This is a genomic window from Streptomyces sp. NPDC004065, assembly GCF_044903565.1.
Taxonomy (GTDB): Bacteria; Actinomycetota; Actinomycetes; order Streptomycetales; family Streptomycetaceae; genus Streptomyces.
On the sequence record NZ_JBJDQT010000027.1, the window covers coordinates 103,777 to 130,287 of the forward strand.

Genomic DNA, 26,511 nt, shown 5'->3' on the forward strand with positions numbered 1-26,511 from the left:
CCGAGGGACCGCCCTCACGGCAGCCGCTGCCCTCACGACAGACAGCCGCTGCCCGCGCGCACCGCGCGGCTACGCCGGTGCGCTGCCGAGATCCTTGCCCATGCCCTTGGGCAGGGCCAGCCGGATCTCCTCCCGCAGCTCGTTGATTCTCGGATAGGTGGCGTACTGGCCGGTGAGCCGGTACATCTCGCGCAGGCGGTCCCAGGTGCGGTGGGAGGAGTTGGAGCCCATCGACACCAGGGCCAGTCGCGCGTACCGGTCCGCCTGCTCGGGGTCGTCCGCGATGAAGCAGGCGGAGGCCATCGACAGGAAGTCGAAGATCTTCGACCGCTGCCGTCCGTCGTTGCGCAGCGCCAGCGCCTTCTCCGCGTAGTGCTGGGCGTGCACGGCCGCGCCCGGCTCGTGCTCCGCCAGGGTGCGGTAGGCGAGGGCCTGCATGCCGTACAGGTCTTCCTCCTTGAAGGTCTGCATCCAGCTCGGCGGCGGCACGTCGCCCTTGTCGGAGACGAAGAGCTCCTCCGCCCGGCCGAGGGTGCGGCGCATCGCCTGTCCCTTGCCCATCGACGCCTGCGCCCAGGCCTCGATGGTGTGCAGCATCGCCCGCGTGCGGGGCAGCACCTCCTCGCCGGAACCGGCGCGGGCCAGCTTCATCAGGTCCAGCGCGTCGTCGGGCCGGCCCAGATGCACCATCTGGCGCGCCGCCCGGGACAGCGCCTCCCCCGCGCGCGGCCGGTCGCCGCCCTCGCGTGCGGCGTGGGCGGCGATGACGAAGTACTTCTGGGCCGTGGGTTCCAGGCCGACGTCGTGCGACATCCAGCCCGCGAGGACGGCGAGGTTGGCGGCGACGCCCCACAGGCGCCGCTGGAGGTGGGGCGGGTGGCGGTAGGCGAGCATGCCGCCCACCTCGTTGAGCTGGCCGACCACCGCCTTGCGCTGCAGCCCGCCGCCGCGGGCCGCGTCCCAGGCCCGGAACACCTCCACCGAGCGTTCCAGTTCCTCGATCTCCTGCGACCCGATGGGGGCGGCCTCGTAGCGGTCGTACCCAGCGGGGTCGGCGTGCAGGGGACGGTCGAGGTCGGGAGCGTCGGCCTTGAGTGTCGGATCGGTCTTCAGCCAGTCGTGCATGGCGCCGCTGAGTGCGGATCCCGCGGTGAGCGCGGCACCCGCGCCCACCAAGCCGCGTCGGTTGAGCATGAGGTCCATTCCCGTGAATTCGGTGAGGACCGCGGCGGTCCGCTCGGGCGCCCACGGCACTCCGTCGGGAAGTTCCGCACTCCCGCCGCCCTGCCGTCTCCCCGCACGCCCGTGCCGTACCAGACCGAGGTCCTCGATGGTCACGACACGGCCGAGACGCTCGGTGAACAGGGCCGCCAGCACCCTCGGCACGGGATCGCGCGGGATCTCTCCCATGTCGATCCAGCGCCGCACCCGGGAGGTGTCGGTCGCCAGCTGGGGGTGGCCCATGGCCGCCGCCTGCCGGTTGACCAGCCTCGCGAGCTCCCCTTTGGACCAGCCGGCCAGGCCGAACAGGTCCGCGAGACGGGTGTTGGGTTGTCCTGTCACGTCAAGCCCCCAGGTACTCGGCTGAGTTGACAGTAGACCCGCCGAGAGTTGCCGGGCGACTATTCGCCAGGGTTCGCCAGGGTGCGCCAGATGGTGTGCCAGTGGGCAACGGGTGTCAGGTAGGAACGCGCCATCCCGACCCGGTCGCCGGGGGACATTCCCCAGGGTGCACCCGGGCGACCGGGCCGGGCGGCGCGTCAAGCAAGCAGGCACACGAAGGGATCTGTATCGCCCATGTACGCAGCATCGTCCTCCGTGTCCGCCCCGCCCCGGCCGCTGCGTCCCCGCCAGGGCGCCGGCGGCCCCTACCTCGACCCCGCGCGTCAGGCGCCCCCCGTCCTCGGCGCGAACCGGACGCGGCGCCCCGCGGGGATCGGCACACAACCGCTCAGCGGGAGAATCGACTTGTCCGGCCCCCAGGGCGCCCAGCTGCGCACGGCGCTCGCCTCCGTGCACCGGATCTGCCCGGAGTTCGCTCCGGTGCAGGTGCTGCGCCGCAGCGGGCGGTCCGTCCTCCTGGTCGGCACGACCGGACGCAGCACCGCCGTCGCCAAGTGCTTACTCGACCACTCCCCCGCCTGGGCCGAGCGGTACCGGCACGAGATAGCCGCATACCGCTCGTTCGTCCGGCACCGGCCCCCGGTCCGCGTGCCCCGGCTGATCGCGGCGGACCCGGACAACTGCACGCTGGTGATCGAGCGCATGCCCGGCAGGGTGGCCGCACTCCAACGGCACCCGGCGGAGACCCCGCCGCGGGCGGACCTCAGGGCGGCCCTGGGCGCGATCTGCCGGCTGAACGCCTGGCGCCCCCCGGCGGGCACCTTCGACGCCCCGCTGGACTACGCGGCCCGCATCTCCCGCTACCACGAACTGGGGCTGCTCACCGACCGGGACATGGGAGACCTGCAGAAGCTGCTGCACGGCATCGCGCACGCGGCCGGCCGGCAGGGCATGGGCCAGTTCTGTCACGGCGACGCGCTGCTCGCGAACATCCTGCTCTCACCGGCCGGTCCAGTGCTGGTGGACTGGGAGCACGCGGGCTGGTACCTGCCGGGCTACGACCTGGCGACGCTGTGGGCGGTGCTCGGGGACGCGCCGGTGGCGCGCCGCCAGATCAGCCAGCTCGCCCAGTCCGCGGGACCGGCCGCGCGGGACGCCTTCCTGGTGAACCTGATGCTCGTGCTCACCCGCGAGATCCGCACCTACGAGACGGCCGTGCAGCGCTCGATGCACGACGCCGCTCCGCTGCCACCGGGAACGGCCCAGGCGGGTGCCGCTCCCTCCGGCGAGGAACAGCGGCTGCTGCTGCGCCGGCTGCACGACGACTGCCAGCTGGCCCGGCGGGCAGTGCGCGCGGCCGTCGGCACCCGCTGACGGGGACGGCACTCGCCGAAGGGGACACAGGTCCGTGGCGCGCCCACCGCGAGGGGGCGCCGGCACGGACCTGTGTCATGCCCGCTCCGCGCGCACCCCGCCCGTCCGGCACGCCCGCGCGTCCCCGCACGCCCCGCACGTCCGGCACGCCTCGCGCGTCCCCGGACGCCCCGCACGCCCCGCACGCCCCCGGACGCCCCGCACGCCCAAGTCCCGCACACCCAAGTCCTCCTCGCGTCCCTCACGCCCGTGTCCCGCCCATGTCCCGCCCGTCCCACGGCCGTCGCTCCACGGGATCCCCTCATCCGTCCGGGCCGCGGCCATTGGTGTACTCCACTGACGCCCCGCAGGCCCCGGGGTCGCCGCCACGAAACTCCACCGAACCCCGCTTGACATGGGAAATCGCCTCCGTGCGCGCATGATTGACGGGTCGTCGGCCAGCCGGTACCACTGATCCACGCCGGCCCCGCACGCACCGCCCCGCCCGAGCGCCCCAGGAGGCTGCTTTGCAGGAATCCCCCACCGGCCCCACCCGCACACCGGGCCGCAGACGCGCGCGCAGGACCACCGGCGCCCTCGCCTGCGCGGCACTGGTGCTGCCGCTGCTGGGCGCCGCCCCACCCGCCGGCCCGGCCGCGTCCGCCGCCGCGCAGGACACCGGCCGGCTGCAGCGGGCGTTCACCCGCGCCGCCGCCGAGTACCACGTACCCGTCAGCGTGCTGCTCGGCGTGTCCTATCTGCAGTCCCGCTGGGACGGCCACGCCGGCGCCCCGAGTGTGACGGGCGGCTACGGCCCCATGCATCTGACGGACGCGCGCACCGCGCTCGCCCGTGCCCCGCACCACAGCGCCGACTCCGAGGACCCGCGCGGCGACACCGCCCGCGCCGCCCTCCACCCCGACGTGGCCGTACCGGCCCCGTCCGCCCTGCCCGACCGGCTCAGGACGCTGCCCCGGGCGGCCGCGCTGACCGGCATCCCCGCCGAGCGGCTGCGCACCGATCCGGCCGCGAACGTCGCGGGCGGGGCCGCGCTGCTGGCCGCCGCGCAGCACAAGCTCGGCGAGCGGCTCAGCGCGGACCCGGCCGACTGGTACGGGGCCGTCGCCCGGTTCTCCGGCGCGGACGACACCGCGACGGCGGCGGCCTACGCCAACGACGTGTACGAGGTGATCCGCTCCGGACAGCGCCGCACCACGGACGCCGGGCAGCGGATCGTACTGGCCGCCCGGCCCGCTGTCGCCCCCCGCACCGCGCAGCTCGCCCGCACCGGCCTGCGGCACGTCTCCGCGGACGGCACGGAGTGCCCGGCCACGGTGTCCTGCGAGTGGATCCCGGCTCCGTACGAGGAGTTCGGCGGGGACGACTACGGCAACCACGACCTGGGCGACCGGCCGAAGTCGCAGAGCATCCGGTTCATCGTCATCCACGACACCGAGGGCCGCTGGGACGGCGTGATCAACCTGGTCCAGGACCCCACCTATGTGTCCTGGAACTACACCCTGCGCTCCACCGACGGGCACATCGCCCAGCACGTGAAGGCCAAGGACGTGGCCTGGCACGCCGGGAACTGGTACGTCAACGCCAAGTCGATCGGCCTGGAGCACGAGGGCTTCCTCGCCGCGCCGGACTCCTGGTACACGGAGGCGATGTACCGCTCCTCGGCACGGCTGGTGCAGTACCTCGCCGCGAAGTACGCCATTCCGCTGGACCGCCAGCACATCCTCGGCCACGACACCGTGCCGGGCCCGACCACGGGCACCATCCCCGGCATGCACACCGACCCGGGGCCCTACTGGGACTGGCGGCACTACTTCCAGCTGCTGGGCAGCCCCATCGAGCCCACGGCCGGCAAGAACGGCGGACTGGTCACGATCCGCCCGGACTACACGGCCAACCGGCCGGAGTACACCGGCTGCGAAACCTCCGGCGTGCCCTGCCCGGACCACGGCTCCAGCGAGGTGCGGCTGTACTCGGCGCCCGACACCTCCGCGCCGCTGATCAAGGACATCGGCCTCAGGCCGAACGGCGCCGACTCCACCGTCGACGTCAACGACGTGGGCTCCCGGGTGGAGACCGGGCAGCAGTACGCCGTGGCCGAGCGGCGGGGCGACTGGACGGCGATCTGGTACCTGGGCCAGAAGGCGTGGTTCCACGACCCGGCGAAGCAGCCGGCGGCGGTGGACGCGGCCGGGCTGGTGATCACGCCGAAGGCCGGGCTGGACAGTGTGCCGGTGTACGGGCGCGCGTACCCGGAGAAGGAGGCGTATCCGGCGGGCGTGCCGGTCCAGGCGGTGTCACCGCTGCCGTACAAGCTGCTCGCCGGGCAGCGGTACGTGGTCGGTGACGTGCTGCCGGGCGAGTACTACTACGCGGTCACCTTCACCCCGGACTCGCACCGGGTGGTGGTCGGCAAGGACCGGTACTACGAGATCCAGTTCGGGCACCGGGTGGCGTTCGTGCGGGCCGCGGACGTACAGGTGCGGCCGTCGGCCCCGTAGGGTCCGGGCGGCGACGGCACCAAGGGCCGGTCCGAGCGGGCCGGCCCTTCGTGCGCTGCCGTCGGCCGGCGGGCCGGGCGCGCGGCTCGTGGGCCCGGCGCGCACGCCGGTGGGCCGGCGCGCGGGGCCCGACCCGCGGTCAGCCCTGCTGGAACAGCTCGGCGGGCAGCGGCTTGAGCAGGGCGTACAGGTCGTCGGTGATCGGGCGGTCCCAGGCGGCGATGGTGACCAGCACGCCGTCGCTGCGGTCGAACTGCACACAGGAGATCCGGCCCTCGGAGAGCTTCAGCCGGCGCACGATCAGCAGGTTGTCGCCCTGGAGCACCGGCATGTCCTCGGTGCCGACGACGGTGACCTCCTCGTCGTTCTCCAGGGCCAGCAGCAGCTGGGCCACCTCGAAGGGCACCTCGCCCTCGGCGACGTCGCGGGCCGGTGACCCCTCGGGCAGATTGCCGATGATCATCGCGGTGCCCCGGCCGCCGAACAGGTCGTAGCGCAGGAAGACGCCCTGGCAGGTGCCGTCGGGCGCGGGCAGCAGCCCGGCGCCGAGGTTCCCGGGCCAGTCGCCCGGGTCCATGGCCAGTACGTCGAAGTCGGGCCCGGCGGGCGTGGCGCTGCGGCGACGGAGGAACGACATGCCGCCATGGTACGTGCCCCGGGCGCCCCCGCACCGCCCGGGCGCCCGCCGCCCGGCGGCCGTCACCGGGACCACCCCCGTCCGGCGGCCGTCACCCGGGGCCGCCCCGTCCGGGGCCGTCACCCGGGCACCCCGCCCCGGCCCCGCCCGGTCCCGGGGTCAGTCCTCCGGCGGGGACGGCGGGACCACCGCGATGGGGCACGCCGCGTGCAGCAGGACGGCCTGGGTGACCGAGCCCATCATGCGGGCCGGGGCGAGCAGACGCCGCCGGTGGCGTCCGACCACCACCAGGTCGGCGTCGCGGGAGGCGGCGACCAGATGACCGGCCGCGTCACCGGGTGCCACGTACGCCTCGGTGCGCACCTCGGGGTGCCGGTCGCGGTGCGGGCCGAGGAAGCCCTCGACGAGGGTCCGGGTGTCGTTCTCCACTGCCTGCTGGTCGTAGACCGGCGGTGCGAACTCGCCGGGCGCCACCCAGGTCCGGGCGGGCCAGGGGTAGGCGGCGACCACCTGGAGCCGGGCGTCGCGCAGGGCGGCCTCGGTGAAGGCGAAGGCGAGCGTGGCCTCGTCGGGGCTGTCGGTCTGCAGGCCGACGACCACCCGGGGCCCCGGGCCGGCCGGCATCTCGCCGTGCACCTCGCGGCCGGGCCGCGGTACGACGACCACCGGGCACTCGGCGTCACGGGCGACGGCGAGTCCGTTGGAGCCGAGCAGCAGGCTGGCGAAGCCGCCGCGCCCGCGCGAGCCCAGCACCAGCAGCCGGGCGGTGGCGCCCAGCTCGGGCAGCAGCGCTCCGGGAAGCCCGTCGAGGCCCACGTACTCCACCTCGGTGGTGCCGGCGCGCCCCTTGAGATGGGTGCGCGCCTGGTCCAGCACCTCGTCGTCGTCCCCGGCGGGCGGTCCGGCGACCAGGACGTCGGGCTGCGCCCAGGCCGCGTACTGCCGCACATGGACCACGCGCAGGGCGGCCCCGCGGCGCTCCGCGGCGTCGAGCGCCCAGTCCAGGGCGCGCAGGCTGTCGTCGGACCCGTCGACCGCGGCGACGACCGGTGGGGTGCTCATGGGTTCCTCACCTCCGGATGGCGACCTTGCCCCCGCCGGGCCAGCGTGTCGCAGGTCCCGGCCCGGACGGGGCCTTCCTGGTCGCGTGTCCGCAAAAGGGCGGGGAACACCCCCGGATCGGCGTCCGCTCAGGTGAGGTCGAACTCGCCCTCCCGGGCGTTGGACACGAACGCGCCCCACTCCGCGGGGGTGAAGATCAGGGAGGGGCTTTCCGGGCGGCCGCTGTTGCGCATCGCGATGAATCCCTCGACAAAGGCGATCTGGACATCCCCCAGGCCACGGCTGCTGGACTGCCAGTCGGCGTTGCTGAGGTCCAGCTCCGGCTTGTCCCATCCCGCGAGCGGGTGCTGCTGGACAGTGCTCTCGGCCACGTCCGTGCTCCTCCCGAATCGTCGTCCGCGAGGTCAGCCTAGCGATCGTGTCCGGGCACCAACAGGCCGCGCGAGGGGGACCTTTCGGATGCCGCACCGCCCGTGCCCCACCCGCCGCGCGGAGACGGGCGCGGGTCCCGCGCGGGTCCGGCGCGGGTCCGGCGCGGGTCCGGCGCGGGTCCGGCGCGGGTCCGGCGCGGGTCCGGCGCGGGTCCGGCGCCGGGACGCCCCACGGTCCTTCGCCACCCGCCGCTCCACGGTCCGGACGCGCCCGGTGAACGCACATGCCCGTGCCCGCGCGGGGGCCGGCCGGCCGAGCCGGTCGAGCCCGGCAGAGAAGCGGGCCCCGCCCCCGCGCGGGGCGGCCGTGCCGGACGGGCGTTCGCCGGGGGGCGGGCGTTCACCGCGCCGGGGACGGGGCGGCCCGGCGCGGAAGGCCGTCACGCGCCACGGGAAGGCGGGCGAGGCGGGTCCCGCCGGGCACGGTGCAGACCGGCACGCGCTATGGACCGGCCGCCGGGACGCCGGCCACCCATGGTTCGCGCACGGCCGACCGGAACCGCCTCACCGCCGGCCGCGACGCGCGGCCCGGTGTCCGCCCGCAAACCACCGCGGCCCGCGCGGAGCCCTCCCCGCCCGGGCGCGGTGCCTCGTCGCCCGGGCGCGGTCCCTCGTCGCCCGGGCGCGATCCCCCGGCGTCCGGCCGGAGCGCCGTCACCGGCCGGGGCGGCAGCTCACCGCCAGAGGGTGCCCCACCTCCGGGCTCGGTTCCACGCCGGCCGGGGACCCGGGCCCCGCGTGGGCCTCTGGGGTGGCGGCGGTCGGCGGGCGGCGGCCCGCCGTCGCTGTTCGTGGAGGGGTGGGGTGCGGGACGCGCCGTGGGAACGGCGGTTGAGGACGTCTGCCCGCCGGGGCGGCTACCCGCCGAAGCGGTCCCGCAGTTCGCGTTTGAGGATCTTTCCGCTGGCGTTGCGCGGCAGTTCGTCCACGAACAGGATCCGCTTCGGCGCCTTGAAGTGGGCGAGCCTGTCGCGGACGTGGGCGAGGAGGGCGTCCTCCGTGACCTCGCCGCGCGGCACGACGAACGCGGTGACCGCCTCGATCCACCGCTCGTCGGGCAGCCCCACCACGGCCGCCTCGGCCACCTCCGGGTGGGTGTAGAGGGCGTCCTCGACCTGCCGCGAGGCCACCAGCACGCCACCGGAGTTGATGACGTCCTTCACGCGGTCGACCACCGTGTAGTAGCCCTGCGCGTCGCGCACCGCGAGGTCGCCGGAGCGGAACCAGCCGTCGCGGAACGCCTCGGCGGTCTCCTCCGGCTTGTCCCAGTAGCCCTCGCACAACTGCGGGGAGCGGTAGACGATTTCCCCGGGTGTGCCGTCGGGGACGTCCTTGCCGTCCTCGTCGGCCACCCGGGCGTCCACGAAGAGCACCGGGCGCCCGCAGGAGTCCATCCGCCCCTTGTGCTCGTCGGGCCCGAGGACCATGGCCAGGGGTCCGATCTCGCTCTGGCCGAAGCAGTTGTAGAAGTCCAGTCGGGGCAGGCGTGCGCGCAGCCGTTCCAGGACCGGCACCGGCATGACCGACGCGCCGTAGTACGCCTTGCGCAGCCCGCCGAGGTCACGGGTGTCGAAGTCGGGGCGGTTGGCCAGGGCGATCCACACCGTGGGCGGGGCGAACAGGCTGTCGGCCCGCCCGGCCTCCACCAGGTCCAGGATGCGGTCGCCGTCGGGCGCGTCGAGGACCGTGTTCGTCGCGCCCACCGCGAGGTAGGGCAGCAGGAACACGTGCATCTGCGCCGAGTGGTACAGCGGCAGCGAGTGCACGGGGCGGTCCCCGGCGCTCAGGTCGAGCGCGGTGATCGCGCTCAGGTACTCGTGGACCAGCGCCCGGTGGGTCATCATGGCGCCCTTGGGCAGGGCGGTGGTGCCGGAGGTGTAGAGCAGTTGCACCAGGTCCTCGGCGCGCGGCTCGGGTCCGTCGTACGGCGCGGTCCCCGGCAGCCGGGCGAGCAGCGAGCCGTCCGCGTCGCGCAGCGGCAGGGACCGTACGCCGCCGGGGAGCCGGCCGGCCAGGTCGGGGTCGGCGAGGACGAGCGCGCTGCCGGACTGGCCGACGATGTAGGCCAGGTCGTCGCCGGTGAGGTTCTGGTTGACCGGCACGTGCACCAGGCCGGCCCGGGCGCAGGCGAGGAACGCGATCAGATAGGCGTCCGAGTTGTGCCCGTAGGCGCCGACCCGGTCGCCGGGGGCGAGCCCCTCCCCGAGCAGCACGGCCGCGGCCCGGGAGACCGCGTCGTCGAGTTCGGCGTACGTCCAGGATCGCTCCCCGTACTCCACGGCCACCCGTGCCGGTGTGCGCCGGGCGCTGCGGCGCAGCACCCCGTCGACCGTGCTCCCGTGTCCATGCGTCATACCACGTGATCCTCGGCCCGCGAGGTGATGAGGTCAAGCGTCCGGCAGTCGTACGGGGCCGGGGGCACTGCGTCCGAAGCCTCCTGACGTACCGTCGGATCACTTCTGATCACTTTCGATCATTCAACTGCTCACGAATAAGAGAACAGGTGCGAGAACTGAAATCGACTGACATCTTTTCGGCCTCCCTTTTTCACTTTCCTTTCCCTGGCGCAACCGCGACGATAAAACATCACGAATTACGGGTCCCGTCAGCTCAGCGGGGGATAATGTGAATCCGCAACCGGACTGGGGATTCCGGGTCTGCGATCAGTCATGGCCGCCTTCTGTCACGGGCCCCTCCATGCCTGATGCACGTGCGACAGCGGTCGTCCGCCCTTTCACCTCGGGGCGGGAGACCGTATCGGGGGGTGGGGAGCAGTGCAGTCGGACAACGGGGTCGGCCCCCGGGCGGCGGCCGGTCTGCGGGCCGCACTCCGCGTCGCGGACCTGCTGGCCGGCGGGCCCGTCACACGCGGCGCGGAGGAGGACGGCGCAGCCGGCGCCCGTCCCGAGCCGCCCGACCGGCACGGGGCGGCACGGCTGCTGTCCCCCAACGGCTCGGCGCCCGAGCCCGCGGCCTGGCACGCGGCCTGGGCCGACGTGCTCGCCGAGGAGAGCGCCCGGCGGGGCAGGGCGGGTCTCGGCTGGGTGCTCACCCGCCTCGCCTCCGGCGCGTTCCCGGCCGTGGACGTCCTGGAGATCGGGTGCGAACGGCTGCGTCTGAGCCGCCTGGCGTGCGCACCGGACGGGACCGGTCCGCGGACGGTACGGCTCGCCGAGTCCTCGTGGACCGAACTGGCGCCCGCCGCCGCGGCGCTGCCGCGGGAGCGGTCGGGGCGGCTGCTGCTGCTCGCGGGCGCCGGTCACGACACCACGGCCGGGAGCGGCACCGGGAACGGCACCTCGAACAGCGCCGCGCACGCCGCCGCGAACGGCACCGGAACCGGAACAGCGCCGCACGCCGCGCTGCACACCGCCCTGTGCGCCGGTCTGGGCGCCTTCCTCCGGACGGCGTACCGCGACGAGACGGTGCCGCTCGTGCTCGCCGTGCGGGCCGCGGGCTGGCGGCCGCTGGAGCGGGCGGCCGAGGCGGTGCGGGCGGGAGCCGGGGCGCTGCTGTGCCTGCGGCTGCCCGCGCACTGGCCGATGGCGCCGGACGACCTGACCGCCGAACTGCCGCTGCACACCACGGTATGGCTCGCCGCCGCGCAGGTGGACGGCGGTTCGGGGACGGTGGGCCTGGTGCGCCGGCCGCTGTTCCCCGCCGGTACCCGCGCCGGCGGCCGCGCGGCGGCCGGTCCGGTCGTCCACGTCCCGGTCGGCGCTCCGCCGCCGGGCGCCACCACCGGCGAGAGCGTCGCCGCCGTCGTCTGCGCGGGGCCCGAGGAGCCGGCCGCCCGCTGGCGCCCGCTGCGCCTGGACCGGCTCGCACTGCCGCCCGGCTCCCGCACCACACTGCGCTACTCCCTGCACACCGGCCACCGGGTGGAGCTGCGCTGCGAGGGCCACCACGAGACCGAGTCCGCCGCATGGCCCGCGCTGGCCGCCGGCACGGCCCGGCGGCTCGCCCGGCCCCGCCCGGTCGACCTGCTGGTCGCGGTGGAGATCGCCGGACCGCGGGGCGACGGCGGCACCGCGGTCGAGGAGCGCATGCAGGAGGCCGTGGACGTCGTCGCCGCCGTGCGGGAGGCGGTCGGCGACGAGGACGTCCTGCGGGTGGGGCTGATCGGTTACCGCGACCACGACCCGCTGCACCGGCCGCACGACCACGACCCGGTCGTGCACCGGGTGGGCCTGTGCCCGGCCGGGGACGCGGCCCGGGTGCTGGCCTCCTGGCGGCCCCACCCGCTGCGGCACGACTTCGCCACGGGCCTCGAGCACGTTCCCGTCGAGCTGTCCGCCTGGCGCCCTCTGTGGCGGGCCGACAGCCACCGGGTGCTGCTGACCGTCGGCTCCCGCCCGCCGTACCCGCACGTCCGTCCGCCCCGGGTGCTGCGGCGCGGGGCTCCGGTGCGCATCTGCCCCGACCGGCTGGACTGGCAGGCCGGACTGGAGGCGGCGCGCCACCACGAGGACATCGCCTGCGTGGCGGTCGTGGACGAGCCGGCCTGGATGGACGAACTGCAGGGCGAGCCGCATCTGGCGCGCTGGGCCGACCACGCCTGGGACACCTTCGGCGCCGAGGGGCGGTTCAGCGCGGGCCACGACCCCTGGCTGATCGCCTCCGCCGTCGCCGCGCCGGCCCTGTGCCCGCCGCACGGCGGCGCGCCGATCCGGCTGGTCGTCGCCGACGGCGCCGCCGGGGACTGGCAGCACGCCGTGGCCGGCTGAGGCGGCCTTCCGGCACCCCCGGTGCGCGCGCCCGGCGCGGACCGGACCACCCATCGCGCGGCGGACGACGTCCGCCGCGCCCGTCCAGGGGGAGCACAACCATGGTCGACGACGACACCCGGCCGGAGCCCGGCAGCGACGACGGGCCGGACCGGAAGAAGAAGGACCGGGAGGTGGAGGGGCCCTTCGCCGTCTGGGACCGGTCCACCCTCGTCGGCGGCCGGGCCGCCCTCTCCCCGCCGCCCGCCGCCCCGGCCGAGGCGGCGGAGACGGCCGGCTCCGCACCACCCGCGTCCACCTCCGCACCGCCCGCGCCCGCCTCCGCACCGCCCGCCTCCGCGCGCCCCGCGCCGCGGCAGGGCGGCACCAGGGAGCGGGTGCGGCCGCCCGCCGCGCCCCGGCCCCGGTCCGCGCCCGAGGCGGACGAACTGCCCAGCGTCTTCCTGGAGAAGGCCGAGGAGCCGGAGCCGCCCGCGCCCGCCCCCAAGCCGGTCAAGGGCCGCCGCAAGGCGGCCACGGAACAGCGGGACGCCCGGCCGGCGGCCGGTCCGGAGCCGGAGGGCCGGCCCGCCGTGCCCGAGTCCACCGTCACCCTCTGGGGCGGCATGGAGAGCGGCAAGTCCACGCTGCTGGCCGCGCTGTCCCGGGCCCGCCAGGACCCGGTGTACGGCAAGTGGAACATCTGGCCCGAGGACCACGTCTCACGGAAGTTCCTCGGCGAACTGGGCCACATCCTCTACCGCGAACGCAGGTTTCCCCCCTCGACCCTCACCGAGCAGCGGCCCGTGCGCTTCACCCTGGCCGGGGACCTCAGCGAAACGCGGTTCGCCCGCGGCGGGCGCAGATGGTGGCGGCGCGGCACCCCGCCCGAGCCCGAGCCGACCGAGTTCAAGGTCACCGTCCGGGACATGCCCGGCGAGGTGTTCGACCCGCACTCGGAGACCGGCGCCCAGCACGAGGCCAGGCTCATCAAGGACCTGGCCGACTCGCGGGCCATGGTCTACGTCGTCGACCCGGTGCGCGAGTGGCAGGTCAACGGCGGCGACCGGGCCGGCACCGCGGACGCCCGGCAGAACGCGGACTTCTTCACCGAGATCCTCGCCGGAGTGCTCACCGAGACCAACATGCAGGGCGTGCGCCGCGGCAACCTCCTGCCGCACCGGATCGCCGTGTGCCTGGCCAAGTTCGACGACGACCGGGTCTTCCGCTTCGCCTGCGCCCAGGGCAACGTACGGCTCAACCCGCGCACCGGCCAGCCCGAGGTGATGGACGCCAAGCGGCTGTTCGACGGGCTGTGCGAGACCTTCCCGCACGGCAGCCTGCGGGAGATCCAGCAGCAGATCGAGTCCTTCTTCGCCCCCGAGAACGTCGGGTACTTCGTGTGCTCCGCCATCGGCTTCTGGGTGGACCCCGAGCGGGGCTTCGACTTCGAGAACCCGTACCTGGTGAACCAGGTCGAGAACGACGTCCAGTTCGTCGCGCCGCCCCAGCCCATCAACATCCTCGAACCCTTCCTGTTCCTGCGGGGCTTCGGCCCGACGCAGTCCTGATCCGGCCTCGCACACCCGTCGCGAAGAGAGGAAACGCCATGGAACCGGGGCTGATCGCCGACTGGGCCGTGTGGGGCAAGAAGCCCCACACCAACGGCGGCTACCAGGTTCTCGCCGCCCATCCGCCCGACCGCAGCGCCGACTTCAACAGCGCCATCCACCACTGGTCCCCGGGCACGCCGGCACACGGCGACCAGTTGCCGTGGATCACCATCGGCTGCACCGCCCGGCCGGACGGGACCCGCACGATCGGCGTCTTCCTCCTGGACACCACGGACGCCGTCGACCACGCCAACCGCCCGATCCGCCGCATCACCCATCTCGCCTTCCCCTACGAGGAGGTCCACGCGGCCGGACTGGGCTGGTGCGCCCTGGCCGGCGCCGCCCTGGACGCCGCGCCGCGGCTGACCGGGCCCGAGGCCGGACCCGCCGTACTGCCGTTCTCGGCCGGCGACCGGCTGCTCACCCGGATCGGGCACCTGGTCACCCCCCGGGTGTCCGAGGGCCCCCTGTGGCTGGCGGCCGCCGCGGCCCATCTGCTGGACGGCACCCTGGTGGTGACCGGCGCCCGCGGCTGGGAACCGCTGGACCTGCTGCTCGTCCTCGACACCGTGGCCGCCCTGCTGCCCTTCGGGATGCGCAGCACCCTGTCCGCCGCCACCTGCACCAGCTCCGGCTCCGAGGTGCCGATGCGGCTGTACTGGGGAACGGCCGCCGACGCCCCCGGCCAGGCCTGTCTGGCCTGGGGTCACAAGGAGCCGGACCTCGGCGCGCTGTCCGGGCCGGCGCGCTCCTACCGCGACCTGCTCATCCGCAGCTGGACCGAGCACGGGGGCGAGCGGGTGCTGCGGCATCTGGCCGACGCCCGGGAGCCGCTGGACATCGCCGGCCCCGACGCGCACGCCCGCGCGCGGGAGGTGCTGGCCGCGCTCAACCCCGCCCTCGCGATCGCCCAGGAGGTCCGCGAGGGCCGCGAGGTGCCCAGCGAGCGGGTCGACCTGGCGCTCAGCCACCCCGGGATCGACGACGAGTCGGTCGTCGTGCTCACCACCCGGAAACTGGCCGACCCCTCCCCCGACCTGACCGTCCTCGCCGCGCACATCGCCAAGCCCCACGTCTCCGGGCAGTACCGCGACAAGCTGATCCGCGATCTGCTCGACCACGACACCGGCGTCGCCCGGAGCAACTTCGAGAGCATGCGCGCCGCCCTGCCCCGCACCAGGGACGGCCTGCACGCGCTGGACGGGGCCCTCGCCTACGTCATCGAGCAGGTCCGGCAGACCTGCCCGGAGGACACCCCCGATCCGGTGGCCGAGCAACTCCTGCCGTTGGTGGACCCGTTCACCGTGGGCACCATGAGCCTCACGCAGTCCCTGCTGCGTACCGTCCCGGGTCTCGCCGGGCGTCTGGTGCGGGCGCTGTACGAGACGGCGGACCCGGCCGGCCGGCTGCGCGCCTGGCTCGAGTGGCTGTGCGACGGACCGGATCCGCGGATCGCCGGCCACCCCGAACTGCCGCTGCTGCTCTCCCTGTTGCACTCCGGGGCGTGCCCGCCCGGCGCCCACCGCAAGTGGGCGGCCGGCCACCCCGAGGCCGCGGCACGGCTGCTGGAGGCGGCGGTCGTCTGCGGGCACGCCGACGACCTGCTGCAGTCGGAGTTCTTCCACGGGCTCGCGGCCGGTGCCGTGCGCACCGCGCCGGCCGCGGCCGGACCGGCGGGAACACCGCTCGCACAGGCGCTGACGCGGCGGCCCGCCGCGCTGCGCCCGGAGACCGCCGCGCGCTGGGACGTGCTGCGGATCCTGGGCGGGCTGCCGCCCTCGGCCTTCGCCGCCGGGGTCGCGGCCGCGCCGGCGCCGGGCGCGCGCGGCCCGTCCGGCCGGGTGGACACCTACGCCGCCACCCTCCAGGCGGAACTCGATCCGCGTCCCCTGCGCCAGCACGCCGCCCTGGTCGTCCAGCACCTGCTGGAGGACGTCCTCGCGGTGGACCCGGACAGCGGCGAGGGCCCGGGCCCGGCCGCCCGCGAGCTGACCCTGCGCGTCCTCGACTGGCCCGGCCCGTACGCGCAGACCGTGCTCGACGCGGTGGAGCGCCTGGCCACCGAGGTGCCGTACTGGCAGGAGACGCCCGAGGACCAGGAGTGGCTGCAGCGGATCGCCGCCCGGCTGCCGCGGCTGCGCTCGGCCCTCGCGCTGCGCGAGGTGCACCGGGTCGCCCTGCGGCTCGAGGGCACCCGCGAGGACTGCGAGACCCTCGCCGCGCAGGCCCGCGCGGCCCGGCTGGCCGGCGCGGAGAACGAGGGCATCTGCGCGGCCGTGGAGGCCTGGGCGGTGCGCGGCCGGGTCGGCGAACGGGTCCTGTGGTTCCTCAACGCCTACCAGAGGCAGTGGGCGCCCCACGGCGACGACCGCGCCATGGAGGAGCGCGAGCACCTGGAGCGCGCCCTCGCCCGCGGCGGCCGCGACCGGCCGGTGCTGCGGCACTACTGCGAACACGCGATCCGCCATCTGATGGGGCTGAAGTCCGACGGCGCCCGGGAGATCCACCGGCTCCAGCGCGAGCAGTACCTGTTCGACCGAGAGATCGACCGGCTCCGCAGGCTCGACGCCTCGGCCGGCCGGACCCGTTTCTGAACCACGCACGACACAGGGGGACACCACCTCATGCTCACCATCCGGGCGACGGCCCGCCGTGCCCTGCTGCTCGCCGCAGCCGCCCTGCTCACCGTGGGCGGCACGGCTCCCGCCACGGCCGCGGACGCCCCCGTGCCCCGCGACGACATCTACCGCTCGCTGAAGGTCGACGACGTTCCGGCGGCGTACGTCGTGCTGGTCGACGTGTCCAGCTCCATGCAGGACAAGGGACCCGACGGCGTACCGCTCTACACCACGGTCAAGCGCCGCCTGGCCGGCTTCCTGCGCTCGCTCACCCCCGCCGACCAGGTGTCCGTGGTCACCTTCGGCCGGGCGACCAGCGTCGTCCACCCGATGTCCCCGGCGAACCGGACGGACGGCCTGTTCGACCGTGAACTCCCCGCCACCGCACAGGAGTCGGCCAGCGACCACGGCGCCGCCCTGGACGCCGCCGCCGACCAGCTCGAGGGCAGCAGGGCACCGGTCGGGGCGGTGCTGATGCTCACCGACGGCGCCGTCAACGCGCCGGGCAGCCCGTATGCCCGGCTGGGCAGCCCGGCCTGGCAGCGGCTGCACGACCGCTACGGCGCGCTGGGCGCGGACCGCAAGATCATGGGCTACGGCCTTCCGCTCGCCCAGGGCACCGGGGTCTCCGACGTCCTCGGCAGCGCCTTCGGTGCCCCGCGCATCCTGCCGGTCGACCCGACGGCCCTCGGCTCCCAGCTCAGCGCCGCCAAGGACCAGGTCCGCACCCAGAAGGCGGTGAGCCTGCTGCGCGCCGACCAGGGCGGCACGGTCGCCGTGTCGGTCGCGGGCGAGGGAGTGCGCCGGGGCGGCTCCGGCCGCGTCACCGTGGCGGCCGGGAGCCGCACCGGCGAGCGCACCCGGTCGCTGGAGGTCACCCTGGTGTCGAAGACCCGGCACCTGCCGCTGGACGTCCGGCTGACGGGCACCGGCGACGCCCGGCTGACCGCGCCCGGCCGGCCCGTCGCCCTCCGTCCCGGCGAACGCCGGACGGTGCGGGTGACCCTGACCTGGCGTCAGGACCCGCGGTTCGGCCTGTTCCCCGGCTCGCGCGACTACGCGACGACGGCCTCGCTGAGCGCCCGGGTCTCCTCGCCCTGGACGTCCACGATCCGCGGCTCGCTCGGGGAGGGCGGGTTCACCGCCGGGACGCCCGTCGTCACGGAACTGGACGTGCGGGGCACCGTGCCCGGCCGGACGCCGGGCTGGCTCTACCCGCTGGTCCTGCTCGTCCTGCTGCTGGGCTCCGCGGCCGCCTGGCGTGCCTACAAGCGGCGCCATCCGCAGCTCTCCGGCGTCCTCGTCGTCACCGACCTGCGCACCGGACACCGGCAGACGATCCCGCTGCGGGGCCGGGAGGCCGACCAGGAGACGGACGCCGGGCAGGTGCGCGCCCGCATCACCGTGCGCGGCCGGCAGGAGGGCGGCCGGCTCGTGCTCGTCCTCGGGTGCGAGCGCGAGGCGCAGCGCCCCGGCGGGGAGCGGCTGAGCGACACCGGGACCTGTGAGCTCGGCAAGTCGACGGTGCTGTGCGGCATCGGCTTCTCGCACGAGACGACGAGCGAGGCGGCCGTGCTGCGGTGACGCGCCCGGCAGAAAGGACGTCGAGATGGTGATGCCACTGGACCCGGACCGCGATCCGGCCGAGGCGGCGGGATTCCGGCTGGTGGGGCGGCTGGGCACGGGCGGGTTCGGCGCGGTGTACCTCGGCCGGCGCCGGGGTGGGGGGCACGGCCACGGCCCGGACACGCTGGCGGCCGTGAAGGTCCTCAAGAGCGAGTTCACCGAGGACGACGATCACATGCAGCGCTTCGTCCAGGAGAGCAAGGCGCTGGAACGGTGCCGGGGCGCGCGCATCCCCGAACTGCTCGCGCTGGACTTCGCGCCGGACCGGCGGCCCGCCCTGGCGAGCCGTTTCATCCCCGGTCTGTCGCTGGACCGCGTCGTGGAGGCGCACGGCGGCCCGCTGCCCCCCGACACGGTGCGCACGGTGGCCGCGGAGCTCGCCGACACCCTGGCCACCGCGCACGACAAGGGACTGCTGCACCGGGACCTGCACCCGGGGAACGTGCTGCTCACCCAGGACGGGCCGTGGGTCATCGACTTCGGGCTGACCCGGATCCGCGGCCAGCAGGTCACCGTCGCCCTGGACACCGTCATCGGCCACCCGCACTTCTGCGCGCCCGAACAGGTCCAGGGGCTGGCGAGGACGGGCCACGCGACGGACGTCTTCGGCATCGGCGGCATCGTCCTGTACGCCCTGACCGGTCATCCGCCGTACACCGCGGAGAGCAACGCCCGGGCCATGCTGGTGCGCCGGGTCACCGGCGTCGCGCCCGACCTGTCCGGACTGCCGGACGACGCCACCGGCCGGCTGGTCCGCGCCTGTCTGGCGCAGGAACCGGCCGACCGGCCGCGGCTGGAGGAGGTCGCGGAGGGCCTGGGCCGGCCCGGCGCGCTGCGGCTGCCCGGCGACGTCGCCCGCACCCTGGCCGCCCACCGGGCGCGGCTGCGGGACTTCCTGTCCGGGGCGGGCGACTCGGCCGACCTGACGGTGCCGTTCCGGCCGGGCCGGCGCAGCTGGAGCACCGCGGTCGGGGAGTGGCCGCACAGTGTGGTGGCCACCGGGGAGGGCGGCGTGGTCACCGCCGACCGCGGCGGTACGGTCCGGTGGCTGGACGGGGACTCGGGCGAGGAGACGGCCCGTCTGACCGGCTTCACGGCCCCGGTGCGGCTGTGCGCCGACGGGGACGTGCTGCTGGTGTGCGACTCCGGTGACCGGCTGGAGTCCTGGTCCACCCGCGAGCACCGCATGTGGTGGGCGGCTCCCCCGGGCAGTTTCCGCGGGGCCCGGGTACTGCTGCGCGGGCGGAGCGTGTTCCTCGGCGACGCGAGCGGCCTGCTGCACCACTTCGACGCGGTCACGCACCGGCCGTGGTGGAGCGCCGGTGCGCCGGCCGACGTCACGGGCGCCCCGGCCGTGCCCGTGGCGGCCGGGGCCCGGCAGGTGTACCTGTCGGCCGGGCGGGGGCTGGAGGTCCTCGCCGTCGACGACGAGGACGGGGCGCCGTCCTGGAAGGCGCCCGTCCGGCTGCCGGCGCCGGTGCTCGCGCCGCCGCTGCCGCTCGAGGAGCACCTGGTGGTCGCGGACGGCGAGGGCACGCTGAGGTGCCTGGCCGCCTCCGACGGCTCCACGGTGTGGGAGGCGCGGCTCGGCGCGCCCGTGGTGGCCCCGCCGGTGCGGGTGCTCGACACGGTGGTCACCGGGGACGCGGCGGGCACCGTGCACTGCCACGGCGCGGCGGACGGCCGGCCGCGGTGGCGGGTGCGGCACGGCAGGGGGGAGGAGATCTTCGCGCTGTGCACCGACGGCGCGGCGGTGTACGCGGGCGGCTGGGGCGGCCGGCTGCATCTGCTGGACGCGGCGGACGGGGCCTCGCTGCAGAGCTTCGACCTGGGCGGCCAGATCCTGGCGGCGGTGTGCGGGCCCGGCGGCGGCAGTGTGCACGCCGCCTCCTCGGCGGGAACCCTGCACGCGCTGCCCCGCGCGGCGGCGCCGGGCGCGAGTGCGGGCCCGTCGCCCGGAGGGGGCGGCGGGCCCGGTGGCGGGACGGGGGCCGTCACTCGTTGAAGACGGCCTTCTGCACCTCGTTCGGGCCGTCGAAGTGGTCCTGCTTCAGTCCGTCCAGGCGGCTGACGATCTTGTCGTTGGCCTTGTTCTGCCGGGCACGCTCGACCAGGTGCTGTTTGTCGGTCGGGTAGTCCATGCCCCTGAGGGCCTTCTGCAGGTCGATCGGGCTGAGGTCGGCCATGGGAGCCTCCCGGGGGGTGGGGGGTCCGGCCGTCCGGCGGGGCGGCCGGTTCCTGCTGGTGGATACCTTCGCTCTGTCGGAGTGCCCCCCGGCGGCCGGGACATTCGGCGTGGCGGCCGCGCGCTCAGCCGCTTCGCCCCTCGAGCACGGCCATGGCCGCGTTGTGCCCCGGCACCCCGCTGACCCCGCCGCCGCGCACGGCGCCCGCGCCGCACAGCAGCACGTTGGTGTGGGAGGTCTCCACGCCCCAGCGGCCGGTGCCCTCCTGGGCGTAGGGCCAGCTCAGGGCCCGGTGGAAGATGTTCCCGCCGGGCAGTCGCAGGTCGCGTTCCAGGTCCAGGGGGGTCCTGGCCTCGATGCAGGGCCGGCCGTCGGCGTCGGTGGCCAGGCAGTCGGCGAGCGGTTCGGCGAGGTGGGCGTCGAGCTGGGCGAGGGTGGACTTCAGCAGTTCCTCGCGGACGGCGTCGTTGTCCCGGGTGAAGAGCCGGGCGGGGGTGTGCAGGCCGAAGAGGGTGAGGGTCTGGTAGCCGCGTCCGGCGAGTTCCGGGCCGAGGATCGTGGGGTCGGTCAGGGAGTGGCAGTAGATCTCGGAGGGCGGCACGGCGGGCAGCTCGCCGGCGGCGGCCTGGGCGTGCGCGGCGGCCAGTTGCCGGTAGCCCTCGGCGATGTGGAAGGTGCCGGAGAAGGCCTCGCGCGGGTCGACCGAGCGGTCGCGCAGCCGCGGCAGCCGTTCGAGCAGCATGTTGACCTTCAGCTGGGCGCCCTCGGCGGGCCCGGGCGGCTCGTCGCCGGTGAGCGCGGCCAGGGCCTGGGGGGAGGCGTTCACCAGGACGTGCCGGGCGCCGACCGTGCCCTCGCCGTCCCGGGTCCGGTAGGTGACCTCGGCGCGGTGGCCGTCGGTGGCCACCCGTACCGCCTCGTGGCCGGTGGCGAGGACGGCGCCGGCCCGGCGGGCGGCGTCGGCGAGGGCGTCGGTCAGGGCGCCCATGCCGCCGACCGGCACGTCCCAGGCGCCGGTGCCGCCGCCGATGACGTGGTAGAGGAAGCAGCGGTTCTGCGCCAGGTCCGGGTCGTGGGCGTCGGCGAAGGTGCCGATGAGGGCGTCGGTGAGGACCACGCCGCGGACCAGGTCGTCGGCGAACCGCTCCTCGACGGCGACGCCGATGGGCTCCTCGAACACGACCCGCCAGGCCTCCTCGTCGTCGACGCGCCGGCGCAGCTCCTCGCGGGTGGGCAGCGGCTCGGTGAGCGTGGGGAAGACGCGCCGGGCGAGGCGGCCGGTCATGCCGTAGAAGCGCTGCCAGGCCTGGTACTCGCGGTCGGAGCCGGTCAGCCGGGCGAAGGCGTCCCGGGTGCGTTCCTCGCCGCCGCCCACGAGCAGCCCGGTGGGCCGCCCGTCCCGCTCGGCCGGGGTGTACGAGGAGATGGTGCGGGTGCGCAGCCGGAAGTCGAGGCCGAGGTCGTCGACGATCTTCCGGGGCAGCAGGCTGACCAGGTAGGAGTAGCGGGAGAGCCGGGCGTCCACCCCGGCGAAGGGGCGGGTGGAGACGGCCGCGCCGCCGGTGTGGTCCAGCCGTTCCAGGACCAGCACGGATCGTCCGGCCCGGGCCAGATAGGCCGCGGCGACCAGGCCGTTGTGCCCGCCGCCGACGATCACGGCGTCGTACGTGCCCTGTCGGGGTGCCTGCTCGGGGGCGTGGGTGGGCCCCTGTGCGTCGTGTGCGCTCATGGTTCTTCGTAACACGTGGTGATCGCAGTCGGCCAGGGCGGGCAGGACGCGGGACGGGGCGCGTCACCGGCGGGCGGGCGGGCACCGGCACGTGGCGGCCGGCCGCGCCTCGCCCCGGAACCTCGGGCTATGGCCTCACTTTGTACGGTGCGGGACGGGCGTCGGGGCCGAGCCGCGCCATGGCGCGCAGGATGTGCCGGGGCGGCAGCTGCCAGCGCAGACGTGCGGGAACGCGGCGCAGCAGGGCGCCGGTGGCCCGCAGCCGGCGGGTGACGGCCTCCGGCGCGGGGGCCGGTCTGCCGTACAGCTCGTGGGCGTAGGGAGGCAGGGAGGCGTACGCGAGTTGCGCCACACGCCGCCACAGCACCTCGCGCGCCGGGACGAGCAGGGGGTGCGTCGGCGGGCGGCACAGGAAGTCGTCAACGGCCCGTGCGTCGTCCCCGGCGGCGAGGAGCGGGCGGACGTGGTCGAAGTAGGCGGCCATCGCCGCGCGGTCGGCGGGCACGGTCCGCGGGTCGAGTCCCACCAGACGGGCGCTCACCCGGTGTTCGGCCAGATAGCGGTCGGCCTGGGCGTCCGTGAGCGGGAAGCCGGAGCGCCGCAGGACGTGCAGATAGGAGTCGATCTCGGCGCAGTGCACCCACAGCAGCAGCTCGAGCGTGTCGATCGGGTACGTCTCCCCCGTGCGCGGGTCGGTCGCCGACAGCATCGCGTGGATCTTCCGTACCCGGGCGCCGGCCTTCTCGGCGGCTTCGGTCGTCCCGTAGGTGGTGGTGCCCACGAAGTGGGCGGTGCGCATCAGCCGGCCCCAGGCGTCACGGCGGAAGTCGGAGTTCTGCATCACCGCGCGCACCGCGCGCGGATGCAGGGCCTGCAGATACAGCGCACGGATGCCCGCGATCCACATCATCGGGTCGCCGTGCATCTGCCAGGTCACCGAGGACGGCCCGAACAGCCCCGGATCGCCCGGGCGGCCCGCCTCGCTCTCCCGTGCCTCGCTCTCCCGTGCCTCGCCCATCCCGGCAGGCTAACCCCCGGCGCCGGCGGCGTACCCTCCCCGGACCGCGTGCGGAGGCGGCGTTGTGCGCGGGCCAGGTCGGTCGTGCGCAAGCGCTCGCCGGAGGGAGCGCCGCGTCGTGCGGGAGCGCTCGCCGGAGGGAGCGCCGCGTCGTGCGGGAGCGCTCGCCGGAGGGGCCGCTGGGCGCGCGGCCGCGACCCGTCGCCCGGCCGGGCGGGGCGCATCGCCGGGGCCGGTCCCTCCGCCGGTCCGGCCGGGACCGGGCTCAGGCCAGGGTGGCCATGAAGTCGTCGCAGGCGCGGGCGCAGGCCCGGCAGGCCACCGCGGTCTGCTCGGCGCCGGGACGGCGGTCGAAGATCTGGGCGCTCTCCAGGCAGACGGCGCGGCACCACTCCAGCTGCCGGCGGATGCCCTCCTCGTCCTGGCGGTTCTCCTCCGAGAGCACCCGGCACGTCGCGTCGCAGACCTCCGCGCACATGATGCCCTTGCGCCTCAGCAGCTCCTGCTCCTCGCCGCCGCCCGGATCCACCAGGCTCGCGCGCAGCGCACACGCCCGAGCGCAGTCCGTACAGGCCTGGGCACAGGCGAAACGGTCCTCCAGGAACTGGATCAGTTCCTGTTGCGAAGTCGTCGATGGTGAAGTAGTCACAGGGCGCGGGTAGCCGGTGCCGCACCCGCCAAACCGGCGCGACCGGGGCCCGCGCCGTTACCCGCCGCCTCCCCGGGGCACCCGTCCGGCCGCACGGACACGCGCGGAACCCCGCGCGGTGACGCGCCGTGACCCACGGCGGGCGAGACGCGACGGACAGGAGGTGTACCCGTGCCCGGACGACAGGAGCTGCCGTCGACGCTGGAGCGGTCCTCCCCGGACGCCCAGCGCACCTGGATCAAGGCTCACGACTCGGCCGTGGAGACCTACGGCGAGGGCGAGCGGGCGCACCGGGTGGCGTTCGGCGCGCTGAAGCACAAGTACGAGAAGGTGGGCGACCACTGGGAGCGCGAGGAGGGCGGCCGCATGGGTCCCTCGGACCCCCGGTCGGCGCGCCCCCGGGACCAGGGCGGCCGCAGCGGGGAGGGCGTCGACGAGAACGCGTCCAAGGAGCATCTGTACGACACGGCCAGGCGGCTCGGCGTCCCGGGACGCTCGCGCATGTCCAAGAGCGAGCTGCTGGACGCGATCCGCAAGGCGAACCGTTCGCGGACCCGGCAGGCCCGCTCGCGGTGAGCGGGACCGCGCGGGGTCGCTCACGGTGAGCGGGCCGCGCACGGTGGCCGGGCCCTCCGCGGGGACCGGACCGTCCGCGGCCCCCGGGGCGGCGGCCTGGCGGGCAGGTTGGCGGCGCGGACCAGGGGTACCCGCCCGCCATGACTACCGCATCGCTGGACATCGCCGCGGCCCAGGACGCCTCCACCGGTGTTCTGCCGTTCGTCATCGGCCTCGTCGTGGTCGCCCTGCTGCTCGGCGCCTTCTGGATGGGATCCCGCATCAGGCGCCGGGAGCCGGCACCGCCGCGCCCGGAGGAGCAGCCCCAAATGCCGGAGGGCGGACCGGTCGGCGAGGTGCTGGAGAACCGTGAGCCCGACGAGGTGCCGACCGGCGGTGACCGCCTGACCCCGCACCAGCTGAAGGAACACGGCAACCTGGGGTCCCGCACCAGCCCCACGGGCGCGCGTCCCCGCTGGGACGAGGGCAGCAGCGGCTCGTTCGGCAGCGGTGGCCCCGGTGGCCGCTGACCGCGCCGGCCTTCGGGCCGGGCCGTCGTACCGAGGGAAGTGAGAGACATGGCCGACGACTCCGGCCGCAGCACCCTGCCCCTGCCCGACTACGACCAGCTGCCCCTCGGCGCCCTGGAGAGCCGTGGGCGCTCGCTGTCCGCCGAGGAGGTCGAGGAGCTGCTCGCCCACGAGCGCACCCACGCCGACCGCCTGCCGGTCACCCAGGTGCTGACCGCCCGGCTGGAGCAGTTGCAGTCCGGCGCCCGGCCGACTCAGGGCGACCCGGCGGCCCTGCGCCCGGAGAAGAGGGAGAGCCGGGCCGGTTCCCGGGTGTCCCCCGCGACCTCCCCGGAGCCCTCCCCGCCGCCCCCGCACGGCACCCCCGAGCAGCAGGGCTGACGGACAGCGCGGGGGCGGCGCGGGCACCACGCGCCGAACACGCGTCCAAGGCCCTTCGCCCGACACCGTCACCCCGGTCACCGTCGGTCCGCCGGTGACCGGGGCAACCGCGTTCCCGGGCGGGCGAGTTCTCCGCCCCGCCGGGAATTCCACCCCGGGCTTCCGCCCCGGGCTTCCGCTCCGCGCGTCCGGGTACGTCGGGCCGCACCGGCCGGGAAGATGGGTCCGCGCACCCGCGCGCCGGTCGTCCGGGCCCGGAGAGGAGGCGCCGCCGCCATGTCACGCCCGGCCCCGTTCCGCCACGAGCCGGAGCCGTTCCCCCGGGAGCCCGCCCCGTTCCGCGCGGGCCCGCTCCCGTCCCACCGGAAGCCGGGTCCGGACCGGACCGGCGCGGCCGTGTCCCGGTGCGCGGTCACGGGGTGCCGGAGGCGGCCGGGTTGACCGGGCGGGAATCCGGCGGGAGTCCAACGGCCCGGCCCGGCTGGACCGTTGAGCTGTACCGGCGCGGCCGGGAACTGGAGCTGATGCACCGCGCCATGGGCTTCGCGACCCTGGCCCTGATCACCCTGGCCCCGCTGCTGATCGTCGTGGCGGCGGCCGATCCCCTGCACCGGGGCGGGTTCGCGCTGTGGCTGGTGGACGGCATGGATCTCGACGCCCGGTCCGCCACGGTGCTCTCCGAGGTGTTCAGCCCGCCCCGCGAGGTGGTCGGCTCCACCAGCGTCTGGGGCGGGGTCCTGCTGGCGGTGTTCGGCGTGTCGTTCGGCGCGAGCGTGCAGAACGGCTACGAGCGGGTGTGGCGGCTGCCCGCGGGGCCGTGGCACCGGATCTGGCGGCAGGCCGTCTGGCTGTGCGCGCTCATGGCGTACCTGTACGCGCAGGTGCAGACCCGCACCGGGCTCGCCGGGACGTACCGCACGCTGATGAGCGTGGCCGTCGGCGTGGTGTTCTTCTGGTGGAGCCCGCACTTCCTGCTCGGTCGCCAGGTGCGGTGGCGGCTGCTGCTGCCGGGCGCCCTCGCCACCATGGCGGGCCTGGCGGGCCTGCGCGCGTTCTCCGACCTGGTGTTCACCCCGCTCATCGTGAAGAACGCGGTCAGCTACGGCGCCATCGGCACCATCCTGGTGGTGGAGTCCTGGCTGATCGGCGTGGGGTTCGTCGTCTACGGCGGCGCGCTGGTCGGCCATCTGTTCTGCGACCGGACGGGACACCTGCTGCGGCACGAGGAGCCTCCCCGGGCCCGCCACTGACAGTGAGGATGTTCGTGAGCGTCTCCCGGCGGGGTCTGACCCAGCCACTGACTGACCTTGGGTCCTCAACGGGATCTGTCGGCCC

20 protein-coding genes are annotated in these 26,511 nt (G+C 75.4%); 11 read left to right on the forward strand and 9 right to left on the reverse strand.

What is annotated here, in order from left to right:
* Positions 1-69 precede the first annotated feature (69 nt).
* Positions 70-1,563 carry a hypothetical protein gene (locus ACI2LW_RS25775; RefSeq protein WP_404733580.1) on the reverse strand — a complete coding sequence of 498 codons (1,494 nt, stop codon included), beginning with the start codon at positions 1,561-1,563 and terminating at the stop codon, positions 70-72.
* A gap of 234 nt (positions 1,564-1,797) precedes the next feature.
* Between ACI2LW_RS25775 and ACI2LW_RS25780 the strand changes: the two genes are divergently transcribed.
* Positions 1,798-2,937: an aminoglycoside phosphotransferase family protein gene (locus ACI2LW_RS25780; protein WP_404733581.1), complete on the forward strand. Its 1,140-nt coding sequence runs from the start codon at positions 1,798-1,800 to the stop codon at positions 2,935-2,937.
* Positions 2,938-3,443: 506 nt separating this feature from the next.
* Entirely contained in the window at positions 3,444-5,435 is a 1,992-nt protein-coding gene (locus ACI2LW_RS25785; protein WP_404733582.1) for an N-acetylmuramoyl-L-alanine amidase, read from the forward strand.
* A 139-nt stretch (positions 5,436-5,574) separates the two neighbouring features.
* Here ACI2LW_RS25785 and ACI2LW_RS25790 read toward each other — a convergent pair whose 3' ends face one another.
* From ACI2LW_RS25790 to ACI2LW_RS25805, 4 genes are all read right to left on the reverse strand, one after another.
* A complete protein-coding gene (locus tag ACI2LW_RS25790; protein ID WP_404733583.1) occupies positions 5,575-6,072 on the reverse strand; it encodes a hypothetical protein in 498 nt (165 codons plus the stop codon).
* A gap of 159 nt (positions 6,073-6,231) precedes the next feature.
* Positions 6,232-7,134, reverse strand: a complete 903-nt coding sequence (locus tag ACI2LW_RS25795; RefSeq protein ID WP_404733584.1) for a universal stress protein — start codon at positions 7,132-7,134, stop codon at positions 6,232-6,234.
* Positions 7,135-7,262: 128 nt separating this feature from the next.
* Positions 7,263-7,505: a DUF397 domain-containing protein gene (locus tag ACI2LW_RS25800; protein ID WP_404733585.1), complete on the reverse strand. Its 243-nt coding sequence runs from the start codon at positions 7,503-7,505 to the stop codon at positions 7,263-7,265.
* A 917-nt stretch (positions 7,506-8,422) separates the two neighbouring features.
* Positions 8,423-9,919, reverse strand: a complete 1,497-nt coding sequence (locus ACI2LW_RS25805; protein WP_404733586.1) for an acyl-CoA synthetase — start codon at positions 9,917-9,919, stop codon at positions 8,423-8,425.
* Positions 9,920-10,339: 420 nt separating this feature from the next.
* On the opposite strand from ACI2LW_RS25805, the gene ACI2LW_RS25810 reads away from it, so the two are divergent.
* The 5 genes from ACI2LW_RS25810 (at position 10,340) to ACI2LW_RS25830 (ending at position 20,133) form a co-directional block, all read left to right on the forward strand.
* Positions 10,340-12,292: a hypothetical protein gene (locus ACI2LW_RS25810; RefSeq protein ID WP_404733587.1), complete on the forward strand. Its 1,953-nt coding sequence runs from the start codon at positions 10,340-10,342 to the stop codon at positions 12,290-12,292.
* 101 nt (positions 12,293-12,393) lie between these two features.
* Positions 12,394-13,842 (forward strand): hypothetical protein, encoded by a 1,449-nt coding sequence (locus ACI2LW_RS25815; protein WP_404733588.1) that lies wholly within the window; start codon positions 12,394-12,396, stop codon positions 13,840-13,842.
* 38 nt (positions 13,843-13,880) lie between these two features.
* Positions 13,881-16,478: a hypothetical protein gene (locus ACI2LW_RS25820; protein WP_404733589.1), complete on the forward strand. Its 2,598-nt coding sequence runs from the start codon at positions 13,881-13,883 to the stop codon at positions 16,476-16,478.
* Positions 16,479-16,508: 30 nt separating this feature from the next.
* Entirely contained in the window at positions 16,509-18,086 is a 1,578-nt protein-coding gene (locus tag ACI2LW_RS25825; RefSeq protein ID WP_404733590.1) for a VWA domain-containing protein, read from the forward strand.
* Positions 18,087-18,111: 25 nt separating this feature from the next.
* On the forward strand, positions 18,112-20,133 hold the full coding sequence (locus tag ACI2LW_RS25830; protein WP_404733591.1) for a protein kinase: 2,022 nt from the start codon (positions 18,112-18,114) through the stop codon (positions 20,131-20,133).
* On the opposite strand, the gene ACI2LW_RS25835 is transcribed toward ACI2LW_RS25830, so the two are convergent.
* From ACI2LW_RS25835 to ACI2LW_RS25850, 4 genes are all read right to left on the reverse strand, one after another.
* Positions 20,123-20,314, reverse strand: a complete 192-nt coding sequence (locus ACI2LW_RS25835; RefSeq protein WP_404733592.1) for a DUF2795 domain-containing protein — start codon at positions 20,312-20,314, stop codon at positions 20,123-20,125. The genes ACI2LW_RS25830 and ACI2LW_RS25835 overlap by 11 nt on opposite strands.
* A gap of 124 nt (positions 20,315-20,438) precedes the next feature.
* Positions 20,439-22,043 carry a phytoene desaturase family protein gene (locus ACI2LW_RS25840; protein WP_404733593.1) on the reverse strand — a complete coding sequence of 535 codons (1,605 nt, stop codon included), beginning with the start codon at positions 22,041-22,043 and terminating at the stop codon, positions 20,439-20,441.
* 127 nt (positions 22,044-22,170) lie between these two features.
* A complete protein-coding gene (locus tag ACI2LW_RS25845) occupies positions 22,171-23,061 on the reverse strand; it encodes an oxygenase MpaB family protein (RefSeq protein ID WP_404733594.1) in 891 nt (296 codons plus the stop codon).
* 265 nt (positions 23,062-23,326) lie between these two features.
* Positions 23,327-23,710, reverse strand: a complete 384-nt coding sequence (locus tag ACI2LW_RS25850) for a ferredoxin (RefSeq protein WP_404733595.1) — start codon at positions 23,708-23,710, stop codon at positions 23,327-23,329.
* Between the two features lie 171 nt (positions 23,711-23,881).
* On the opposite strand from ACI2LW_RS25850, the gene ACI2LW_RS25855 reads away from it, so the two are divergent.
* From ACI2LW_RS25855 to ACI2LW_RS25870, 4 genes are all read left to right on the forward strand, one after another.
* Positions 23,882-24,286: a ChaB family protein gene (locus ACI2LW_RS25855; RefSeq protein WP_404733596.1), complete on the forward strand. Its 405-nt coding sequence runs from the start codon at positions 23,882-23,884 to the stop codon at positions 24,284-24,286.
* Positions 24,287-24,426: 140 nt separating this feature from the next.
* Entirely contained in the window at positions 24,427-24,795 is a 369-nt protein-coding gene (locus ACI2LW_RS25860) for a DUF6479 family protein (protein WP_404733597.1), read from the forward strand.
* 48 nt (positions 24,796-24,843) lie between these two features.
* Entirely contained in the window at positions 24,844-25,176 is a 333-nt protein-coding gene (locus ACI2LW_RS25865; RefSeq protein ID WP_404733598.1) for a hypothetical protein, read from the forward strand.
* A gap of 437 nt (positions 25,177-25,613) precedes the next feature.
* Positions 25,614-26,426, forward strand: a complete 813-nt coding sequence (locus ACI2LW_RS25870; RefSeq protein ID WP_404733599.1) for a ribonuclease BN — start codon at positions 25,614-25,616, stop codon at positions 26,424-26,426.
* The last annotated feature ends 85 nt before the right edge of the window (positions 26,427-26,511 follow it).